The sequence below is a fragment of the Halochromatium sp. genome (genome assembly GCF_046541315.1).
GTDB lineage: Bacteria > Pseudomonadota > Gammaproteobacteria > Chromatiales > Chromatiaceae > Lamprobacter.
This window is the reverse complement of record NZ_JBKHDN010000153.1, coordinates 1-6814: the sequence shown is the minus strand read 5'-3', so window position 1 is coordinate 6814 and position 6814 is coordinate 1. Positions and strand designations below refer to the sequence as shown.

Sequence of the window (6814 nt, the reverse complement as noted above, 5' to 3'; positions counted from 1 at the left end):
CTGCCGGACTTTATCCCCTTGGTCAAGCGCTATGGCCCGTCCGTGGTCAACATCAGTAGCAAGCAGGCTGACGGGCTCGGGCCGCAGGACTTCAGCGCCGATGACGGCCTGCCGGAAGACAGTCCTCTGTACGACTTCTTCCGCCATTTCTTCGGCGAGGAAGGGGGTCCCCTGCCGGATGAGGATGGGCAAGGGCGCTCGCTCGGCTCAGGCTTCATTCTGAGCCCGGATGGTTACATCTTGACCAATGCCCATGTGGTCGAGGCCGCCGACGAGATCATCGTGCGCATGAGCGATCGCCGCGAGTTCGTCGCCCAGGTCATCGGCGCCGACGGGCGCAGCGATCTTGCCCTGCTGAAGATCGACGCGACCGATCTGCCGGCGGTTGAACTCGGCGACTCCGCGGCCATCGAGGTGGGGGAATGGGTGTTGGCGATCGGCTCGCCTTTCGGCTTCGAGCATTCCGCGACGGCGGGCATCGTCAGCGCCAAGGGGCGCTCGCTGCCGTCCGAGAACTATGTGCCCTTCATCCAGACCGATGTGGCGATCAACCCGGGTAACTCGGGGGGGCCGTTGTTCGATCTCAATGGCCGCGTGGTTGGCGTCAACTCGCAGATCTACAGCCGCACGGGCGGTTTCATGGGGCTGTCGTTCGCGATTCCGATCGCCGTGGCCATCGATGTGGTCGAGCAACTCAAGGACAAGGGTCGGGTCAGTCGCGGCTGGCTCGGCGTCCTAGTGCAAGACGTGACCCGGGACCTTGCCGAGCCCTTCGGGCTGCCGCATCCGGTTGGCGCCCTGATCTCGCGGGTGCTGCCCAAGAGTCCGGCCGAGCAGGCGGGACTGCGCGCGGGCGACATCATCCTGGCGTTCGATGGCATCGACGTCCTAACCTCGAGTAACCTGCCACCGCTGGTGGGGGTGACCAAGGTCGATGTCACGGTCGAGGTTGAGCTCCTGCGCAATGGCGAACGGCGCCAAGTGGCGGTGACCCTGGCGGAGCTGCCCGAGGATGATCTGGCCTCCATCCAGCCCGGCAATGGAGCGTCGCCACCGGCGAGTAATCGGCTGGGCCTGGTGGTCAAGGCGGTGCCGGATGATCAGCGCGAACTGCTTCAGCCCGAGGAGGGCGGCGTTCTGATCGATCGCGTCGAGACCGGGCCCGCCGAACGGGCCGGCCTGCGCGCCGGTGATCTGATCCTGAACTTCCATAACGAACCCGTTCGGGACCTGGCTCAGTTCGAGCGCCTCGTGGAAACGGTGCCGGCCGGAGAGTCGGTGGCCGTGCTGGTGCAGCGCGGCGATGGTCGCATGTTCCATGCGCTTCGGTTGCCGCCAGAGTAAGCTTAGCCGCCCTTTTTGCCCGGATAGCCCCCGGATAGCCAAGGATCACTGCCACCGATGGCCGATCTCAGTCATATACGCAATTTCTCCATCATCGCTCATATCGACCATGGTAAGTCGACCATTGCCGATCGTTTCATTCAGCATTGCGGCAGCTTGACCAAGCGTGAGATGTCGGAGCAGGTGCTCGATTCCATGGACTTGGAGCGCGAGCGCGGCATCACCATCAAGGCGCAAAGCGTGACCCTGGATTATCCGGCCAAGGACGGTCAGGTCTACGAGCTGAACTTCATCGACACGCCCGGCCATGTCGACTTCTCCTACGAGGTCTCGCGCTCGCTGGCGGCCTGCGAGGGCGCGCTGCTGGTGGTCGACGCGGCGCAGGGCGTCGAGGCCCAAAGCGTGGCCAACTGCTACACCGCCATCGATCTCGGCCTCGAGGTCTTGCCGGTGCTGAACAAGATCGATCTGCCCTCGGCCGAGCCGGAGCGGGTGATCAACGAGATCGAGGAGATCATCGGTCTCGATGCCCAGGAGGCGCTCCGGGTCAGCGCCAAGACCGGTCTCGGCATCCCCGAGCTGCTGGAGATGCTGGTGGCGAAGATCCCGCCGCCGGTCGGCGATGCCGAGGCGCCCTTGCGCGCCTTGATCATCGACTCCTGGTTCGATCCCTATGTCGGCGTGGTCTCGCTGATCCGGGTCAAGGAGGGCACGCTGAAACGCCGCGACAAGATCCAGGTGATGTCGGTCGGCCGCGTGCATCAGGCCGAGACGATCGGCATCTTCACGCCGAAGAAGACCCCGCGCGAGCAGCTCGGCCCGGGCGAGGTCGGCTTCGTCGTCGCCGGTATCAAGGAGATCGACGGCGCGCCGGTCGGCGATACCATCACCGGCGCCGATCGCCCCGCGCGCGAGCGGCTGGGAGGCTTTCGCGAGATCCGCCCGCGCGTGTTCGCCGGGCTCTATCCGATCTCGTCCGATGACTACGAGGATCTGCGCGACGCGCTCGCCAAGCTGCGGCTGAATGAATCGGCGCTGTTCTACGAGCCCGAGACCTCGCAGGCGCTCGGTTTCGGCTTCCGTTGCGGCTTTCTCGGCATGCTGCACATGGAGATCATCCAGGAGCGGCTCGAGCGCGAATACGATCTGGAGCTGATCACCACCGCGCCCACGGTCATCTATGAGGTGGCGCTGAACGATGGCGCGGTGATCAACGTCGATAATCCGGCCAACCTGCCGGAGACGACCCAGATTGCCGAAATCCGCGAGCCGATCATCGAGGCCCACATCCTGGTGCCGCAGGATCTGCTCGGCGGCGTCATCAACCTCTGCATCGAGAAGCGCGGGGTGCAGAAGAACATCCAGTTCCTTGGCGGTCAGGTGCAGGCGACCTATGAGCTGCCGCTGAACGAGGTGGTGCTGGACTTTTTCGATCGGCTGAAGTCGGTCAGTCGCGGCTATGCCTCGTTCGAGTATGAACTCAAGCGTTTCGACGCCGCCGATCTGGTCAAGCTGGACTTGCTGATCAATGGCGAGCGCGTCGATGCGCTGTCGCTGATCGTGCATCGCTCCAACTCGGTCCATCGCGGCCGTGAACTCGCCGAGCGCATGAAGGATCTGATCCCGCGGCAGATGTTCGAGGTCGCCATCCAGGCCGCGATCGGCAGCAAGATCATCGCCCGCACCACGGTCAAGGCGCTGCGCAAGAACGTCACCGCCAAATGCTATGGCGGTGACGTGACGCGCAAGCGCAAGCTGCTCGAAAAGCAGAAGGCGGGCAAGAAGCGCATGAAGATGGTCGGGCGGGTCGAGATCCCGCAAGAGGCCTTCCTTGCGGTGCTTCAGTCCAGCAAGGATAATTGACCGATTTTTCATCCCAAACCTGATCGTCGCGCCCGGTGCGGCGTTCAACGCGCCGTCACAGGACCAGGAGACGCCACCGCGCCATGAGCTTCGACTTCCCGACCTTTCTCGTTGCCGCCACGCTGTTGACCGGCGGCATTTGGCTGTTGGATGCGCTGCTGTTCGCGCCCAAGCGGCGTCGCCGTGCCGCCACCAGTGCCGCCGGCAAGGGCGCGTCCGCCCAGAGCGGCGGCTATAAGGAGCCGGTGCTGGTCGAGTACGCGCGCTCGTTCTTCCCGGTGATCCTGGTCGTGCTGCTGCTGCGCTCGTTCCTCGTCGAGCCCTTTCGCATCCCCTCGGGTTCGATGATGCCGACCCTGCTGGTCGGCGACTTCATCCTGGTCAACAAGTTCGCCTATGGCCTGCGCTGGCCGGTGCTGAACAAAAAATTCCTCGACCTCGGCGCGCCCGAGCGCGGCGATGTGATGGTCTTCCGTTTCCCCCGCGATGAGTCGATCGACTACATCAAACGCGTCATCGCGGTGCCGGGCGATCGGATCTACTATCGCGACAAGACGCTCTATGTGAACGGCGAGCCCCTGGAGCAGTCCCCGCTCGGCGACTATGTCGGCGACAACGGCAAGCCGACCGGGCTGATCGAGGCGTTCGAACAGGTCGACGACGAGCACGAGCACAAGATCCTGATCAATCCGCGCACCGGCGATTTCCCACGCTCCTGCAGCGTGCTCGCGCGCGGTCCGGTGACGGTGCCCGAGGGGGAATATTTCGTCATGGGCGACAATCGCGATAACAGCAACGATGGGCGCTGCTGGGGCTTCGTGCCCGACGAAAACCTGGTCGGCAAGGCGTTTGCGATCTGGATGAGTTGGGATGGCAATCGCGATGGCCTGCCGATCGCGTTCGACCGCATTGGCGATGTGGTCCATTGAATCCGACGCCCTCGCAGCCGACCCCAAGACGCGCCGCAAGATGACTGACCCCAAGCGCCTCGCAAGCACGTTGCTCGGCCATCCGCCGGCCTCGCTGGCGCTCATCGAACAGGCCCTGACCCACCGCAGCGCGGGGCCGGTGAACAATGAACGGCTCGAATTCCTGGGCGACGCCTTGCTCGGTTTTGTCATCGCCGAGGTGCTGTTGCAGCGCTTTCCCGAGGCCAGCGAGGGCGATTTGACCCGGCGCCGCGCGACGCTCGTCAATCGCGAGGCGCTGGCCAAGATCGCCCGGTCGCTCGATCTGGGCGACTATCTGCGCCTGGACCCGGGGGCCTTGCGCTCCGGTGGCCATGCGCGCGACTCGGTGCTCTCGGATGCGCTGGAGGCGCTGATCGGCGCCATCTATCTCGATCAGGGCTTTGTGCCGGCCAAGCAGGTGATCCTCAAGCTCTGCGCCGAGGCCTTGGCCGATGTCGCCAATCAGGAGGCGCGCAAGGATCCCAAGACTCGGCTGCAGGAATGGTTGCAGGCGCGCCGGCGCGGCTTGCCCGAGTACGAGGTCACCGAGGTCACCGGCGAGCAGCATGCGCAACGCTTCCGGGTGCGCTGCCGGTTGCCCGACGATGGCCGCGAATGCCTGGGCGATGGCTCCAGCCGGCGGCGCGCGGAGCAGCAGTCGGCCGAGACCATGCTTGCCTTGTTGAGCGAGAACGAGTGAGCCTATGAGCCAGCCCCCGGATGAGCCTATGGATGAGCCCCTGGATGCGCCCCCGGATGCGCCTCTAGCTGCGCCTTTGGATGATCAGGCGGCGACCGCGCCCACCGCTGTCATCGCTACGCTGGATGCCGCCCCTGGCGGCAGCGCTCATCGCTGCGGCTACGTGGCGATCGTCGGACGCCCCAATGTCGGCAAGTCGACCCTGCTCAACCGGCTGCTTGGGCAGAAGCTGGCGATCACTTCGCACAAGCCGCAGACGACGCGCCACACCATTCTCGGGGTCTCGACCCTGGCCGGCGGCCAGATCCTCTATGTCGACACGCCGGGCCTGCATCAACGCGGCGGCAATGCCCTCAACCGCTATCTGAATCGGGCCGCGCGCGCGCTCCTGACCGATGTCGACCTGGTGCTGCTGGTGGTCGAGGCGCTGCAATTCACCGATGAGGACGCGCTGGCGCTGGCCGAGATCGCCAAGGCCGGCACGCCCACCCTGGTTGCCGTCAACAAGAGCGATCGCGTCGCCGACAAGACGCGCCTGCTGCCGTTCCTGCGCGCGTTGTCGGAACGGCATGCGTTCGTCTCCCTGGTGCCGGTCTCGGCGCTGAAGGGGCACCAGGTCGAGGCGCTGGAGGCCGAGATCCTGGCCGCCTTGCCGGCCGGCGAGCCGCTGTTTCCGCCCGATCAGCTCACCGATCGCTCGGAGCGCTTCCTCGCCGCCGAGTTGCTGCGCGAGCAGCTGATGCAGCGCTATGGCCAGGAACTGCCCTATCGGACCACGGTCGAGATCGAGTCCTTCACCCTGGAACCTTCCGGGGAGGCGCGGCCCAAGGCTGAACAGCCCAAGGCCGGGCCCAAGACCGGGCGATCGACGGGGACGGAGCGAGCCGAGGAGCCCAGGGCGCGCATCCAGGCCTTGATCTGGGTCGAGCGCGAGAGCCAGAAGGCGATCATCATCGGCCATCGCGGCGAGGCGCTGAAGGCAGCGGCATCGCAGGCGCGGCTGGAGATGCAGAAGCTGTTCGGCCGGCGCGTGCATCTCGAGGTCTGGGTCAAGGTCAAGGACAGCTGGAGCAGTGACGAGGCGGCACTGGCGAGCCTTGGTTACGGCGAATACTGAGCCTCGCGCTTGTCGAGGGTTGCTGGTCGGTCTTGGCCATGAGCGCGCCGGTACTCAAGCGCGGTTTCATTCTGCATCGGCGCGATTATCGGAACACTAGCCTGCTGCTCGAGGTCTTCAGCGCGGAAGCCGGTCGGCTGGCCTGCATCGCCAAGGGGGCGAAGACGGCACCCAAGGGGCGTGGCGCCCTGGCCTCGCTGCTGCAGCCGTTTCAGCCGCTCTGGCTGCACTGGGTTGGTCGTGGCGAGGTCAAGACCCTGACCCGAGCCGAGGCCGCCGCCAGCGCCATCGCGCTCGGCGGCGAACGCCTCTACTGCGGTTTCTACCTGAACGAGCTGCTGTTGCGCCTGCTCGCGCGCGCCGATCCCCAAGCCGCCCTGTTCGTGTTCTACCAGCAGGCGCTGGCGGATCTGGCCAGCGAGGCAATGGACCTGGTGCTGCGACGTTTCGAGCTGCGCCTGCTGGAAGAGCTTGGCTATGCGCTCGATCTGCGCCGGGATCGCCACGGTGTCCCCATCGATCCAAACCGATGCTATGGTTACAGGCCCGAGGTGGGGCTGGAGCCGATGCCGGATGCGGCGATGGAGCCGAGACCCGAGGCGAGATGGGGTCCGGGGCCGGCGGTGGCGGCCTCGGTGGACCCCGACCTCGCGTTGGCGACGCTGGTCAGCGGCGCTACGTTGCAACGGCTGGCCGCTGGATCGGCCTTGTCGCCGAGCGAGAGCCGCGCGGCGCGCGGCCTGATGCGCGCCGCGCTGGCGCCGCATCTGGGACCGAAACCGCTGCGCAGTCGCGAGCTGTTTCGCCGCCGCCCGGGCTGACGCGCGCCGCCATCCGGCC

General features: G+C 65.9%; 6 protein-coding genes. All 6 read left to right on the top strand.

The genetic code is table 11. The annotated features are described in order from the left end of the window. Window positions 1-1344, top strand: a 1344-nt coding sequence (locus tag ACLFQI_RS10280) for a DegQ family serine endoprotease (protein ID WP_410759067.1), incomplete at its 5' end; no start/stop codon positions are given. A 57-nt stretch (window positions 1345-1401) separates the two neighbouring features. Next, complete coding sequence (gene lepA / locus ACLFQI_RS10275; RefSeq protein ID WP_410759065.1) at window positions 1402-3207, top strand: translation elongation factor 4; 1806 nt, start codon at window positions 1402-1404, stop codon at window positions 3205-3207. Window positions 3208-3290: 83 nt separating this feature from the next. After that, a complete protein-coding gene (gene lepB, locus ACLFQI_RS10270) occupies window positions 3291-4136 on the top strand; it encodes a signal peptidase I (protein ID WP_410759063.1) in 846 nt (281 codons plus the stop codon). A gap of 40 nt (window positions 4137-4176) precedes the next feature. Continuing rightward, entirely contained in the window at window positions 4177-4857 is a 681-nt protein-coding gene (rnc, locus tag ACLFQI_RS10265) for a ribonuclease III (RefSeq protein WP_410759062.1), read from the top strand. A gap of 28 nt (window positions 4858-4885) precedes the next feature. After that, window positions 4886-5974, top strand: coding sequence for a GTPase Era (era, locus tag ACLFQI_RS10260; protein ID WP_410759060.1), 1089 nt, complete (start codon window positions 4886-4888; stop codon window positions 5972-5974). 38 nt (window positions 5975-6012) lie between these two features. Further along, complete coding sequence (recO, locus tag ACLFQI_RS10255) at window positions 6013-6795, top strand: DNA repair protein RecO (RefSeq protein ID WP_410759059.1); 783 nt, start codon at window positions 6013-6015, stop codon at window positions 6793-6795. The last annotated feature ends 19 nt before the right edge of the window (window positions 6796-6814 follow it).